Annotated in this window: 3 protein-coding genes and 1 pseudogene; 2 read left to right on the forward strand and 2 right to left on the reverse strand. The window is 52.8% G+C overall.

Annotated elements, in window-relative coordinates:
• The first annotated feature begins 203 nt into the window (after window positions 1–203).
• Window positions 204–593, forward strand: a complete 390-nt coding sequence (locus tag ACR0L4_RS23375) for a hypothetical protein (protein ID WP_480425716.1) — start codon at window positions 204–206, stop codon at window positions 591–593.
• A 195-nt stretch (window positions 594–788) separates the two neighbouring features.
• Here the strand turns inward: ACR0L4_RS23375 and ACR0L4_RS23380 are convergent, their stop codons facing one another.
• Both ACR0L4_RS23380 and ACR0L4_RS23385 read right to left on the reverse strand, forming a co-directional pair.
• Window positions 789–1,142, reverse strand: coding sequence for a hypothetical protein (locus ACR0L4_RS23380; protein WP_480424834.1), 354 nt, complete (start codon window positions 1,140–1,142; stop codon window positions 789–791).
• Window positions 1,143–1,144: 2 nt separating this feature from the next.
• A pseudogene (locus tag ACR0L4_RS23385) lies at window positions 1,145–2,262 on the reverse strand (IS3 family transposase).
• 241 nt (window positions 2,263–2,503) lie between these two features.
• On the opposite strand from ACR0L4_RS23385, the gene ACR0L4_RS23390 reads away from it, so the two are divergent.
• A partial coding sequence (locus ACR0L4_RS23390) for a type IV toxin-antitoxin system AbiEi family antitoxin domain-containing protein (protein ID WP_480515599.1) occupies window positions 2,504–3,123 on the forward strand: 620 nt, incomplete at its 3' end.

Genomic DNA, 3,123 nt, shown 5'->3' on the forward strand with positions numbered 1-3,123 from the left:
GGCCCAGTAGGGCCCTGAGGTTTCCTCCTGCTAAGTTGCCTTTTGTCGGTGTTCCGCGCTCCTGTGTCGCAATCAGCAGGTTCCTGCTTAGATCGTGGGGGGCTCAACTCCGAAACCGCGGTAGCAAGGCTTCAGACCGGAGCTTTTTGACGCGGAATGAGATTGATTCGGGGTTGTTTCCTCTCGATTTGCGCGACTGATGCGTGCCCAATGGTGTAAACAGAAGCTATGAAAATCTCGATCAAAACTTAACCAATGTACTGAAAGAAGTTTCAGGTTTTCTGGCGCAATCACGAGAGGATGCCATAAAGAAGGCCGAAGCCTTCGCTGAACGTGTGAGGCTGGACTTTGTGAGTGACGAATTGTCGGCCCTACAAGCGGAATCGGATAAGTCTTACCCTGGTCTAGTCGCTGGCATTCGCAACAAGATCGCTTTTGCGAAGTTTGAAGACGTTTGCGGATACGTCCAGCAACCGGTGGGAAGCCGCAAGCATGAGATGATTCTGGATCGCGAAACGGACATCTTTATCGAAATCCCGACGCGGGTCCTGAAGGATTTTGCACCCATGGTTCGGTTACTTGTAGTGGCTTGAGATCATAATCCGTTGGGCGCGAGATTATCGGCATTTCTGGCTCAGATTATTTGAGACTGTAAATCGATTTGGGATCACATTATTTGCGACTGGACTCAGAATAATTGAGACGGGCTCACATTGCTGAGACTGGGATCGGTGGGGTGAGACCATCCGACGCCGTCACAGCGACAACGCTCACCCCGTCGGCTCGTATTACTCTGCAAGAAATTTTTTCACTTCTTGATTATCAATAAACCAGTTGGAAATTCCTAGAATATTGGTGTCTAGATATCCAAAAAATCTTTCTGGGCGGCTTAAATCTAGGAAGTAGAAGGCCAGTTCCTCGCCCTTAGTTCCGTCATCAAATTCGACGAACTTCCGGGTGAGAAAATTCTCTGGTTTTGTGCACACTGGCATAAATCGTTGAGTTAGAAAAATTCCGGTATCAGAGTGCCTTTCTTCCTCAACTTCTTCAGAAGGAATCATCGTATAAAGCCAAAGCCAACCAGTGCCGTCAGCTTCCAGTTGTACATCGGTAAAGAGAGCAGTAACTTTGTCCAGCCCCAATTCTATGGGCCAGTTTTGAGCAAGGTTTCTGGAACGGGCGGTCGCATGTTTAGAGCCTGATGGGGTCTGACACGATTGTACTGTCTAAGCCAGGTATTGATGACGATCTGAGCCTGTTTGGTGGTGTGGAACCATTCTGCGTTGAGGACTTCCCGGCGCAGAGTGCCATTGAAGCGCTCGTTGTATCCATTCTCCCAAGGTGATCCCGGGTAGATTTGGATCGGCTTAATGCCCACCTTTCTTAACCAGGTCTGCAGGGCCGTTGCGATGAACTCCGCGCCGTTGTCGGAACGGATGTGTTCGGGCTTCCCGTGCCGCAATAAGAGTGGGTAGAGCGCATCCAGCACGTCTGCGCTGTTCATCTTCGGCTTGACCGCTACGCAGAGCGCCTCACGGGTATACTCATCCAGCACCGTCAGCATCTTGTAGCTCTGTCCGTTGCTCAGCTTGTCGTGGACAAAGTCAATGCTCCAGATGTGATTGGGATGTTGCGGTCGGAGCCGGATGATCGAGCTGTCCTTGTGGTACAGCCGTTTGCGTTTCTTGTGCCGTTGTGGGAGCTGCAAGCCTTCTTCGCGCCATAGTCGTTCGATCTTTTTATGATTGACTGCCCAGCCTTCGACACGCAGCAGCTCGGCGACCTTGCGGTAGCCGTAGCGCCCATACCGTTTGGCCAATCGGATCATCGCCAGACGTAACGCCTCATCATCCTTTGGCGCTGCGCGGTATTGCAGCGTGCTCCGCGCCAATCCAATCACGCGACAGGTGCGCCGTTCAGAGGTTGCCAGCTTTTGTCGGGTGTGGACCACGGCCTGACGAAGCTGGTCTGCCGTCAGGCCTTTGGCTTTAGATAATCAAGGCTCTCCTTGAGAATGAGTTTGTCCAGTTCAAGCTCAGCCACGATTTTCTTGAGCCGATCATTCTCTTTCTGCAGCGCCTTCAGATTGGCCATCTCAGATCGTCCCATCCCACCAAACCGCTTGCGCCATGTGTAATAGGTCGCATCACTGACACCAGCCGTTCTGCACGCCGTCGCGACATCCGAACCAGATGCCAGGCCCAGCTCAATCTCGCGCAAAAGCCGCAGAATATCTTCGTCCGAATACCGTTTCCGCGCCATCAATCCCGTCTCCAAAACTAAGCCAACTGTGGCACAGTTTTAGGGGGCCAAGACAGAAGACTACAATCCTTACTCCAATGCACATTCCCTGCGCTCTTTTGAAATCGTTCCTCGACTAACTGAAGATGACAACAATCTAGGCTTGAGAAACGGTGATATCGTATCGCAGGATATTCGTTGCGGTGCTTTTTGCGATGCAATCACGGGTCAGTTGCAGCATCGCCAAAACTGCGACTTTCGAATGGAAAGTCCGCTTTTCGAATTCCTAGTGAATCGCTTCGCCGTAGCAGCGAATGACTGCTCTCCGCCCTCCCTGCAGAAAGATGGCTGCTTGGCGAAAGCTCTGCTGTCTTGGCAGTCACAACGTATATGTGTTAGGAAACCTCGGACTGAATGCGAAGTTGTCCGAGGTTATCCATCAGTGCAAAACGATCCGACACAAAGGCAGCGCCTCCTTGAGTATCTGGAGTCCCATGCGCCGGCGCGCGCACGAGATCTTGAGGGGGTGGGCGTGTCAGCGGCAACAATCTCTCGCGCGGTGCAGTCCGGAGACATCATCCGGCTCGGTCGCGGGCTCTATAGCCTGCCCGATAGCACCCCCGATACGCATGAAACTCTCATCGAAGTCGCCAAGCGCGCGCCCAAGGCCGTCATCTGCCTCACATCGGCACTGGCGTTCCACAGCCTGACCGATCAACTTCCACGTCGTGTCTGGATCGCCATTGGCGCCAAGGACTGGAAACCAAAAATCACCTATCCGAAGATCCGAACCGTCCGGTTCCGCGAACCCTATTTCTCCGGCGACGTCGAGGAACACCAGATGGGCGGGGCGACGATCAGGATGTACAAGATACCAAAGAC

The organism is Ruegeria sp. AB5 (genome assembly GCF_056542645.1).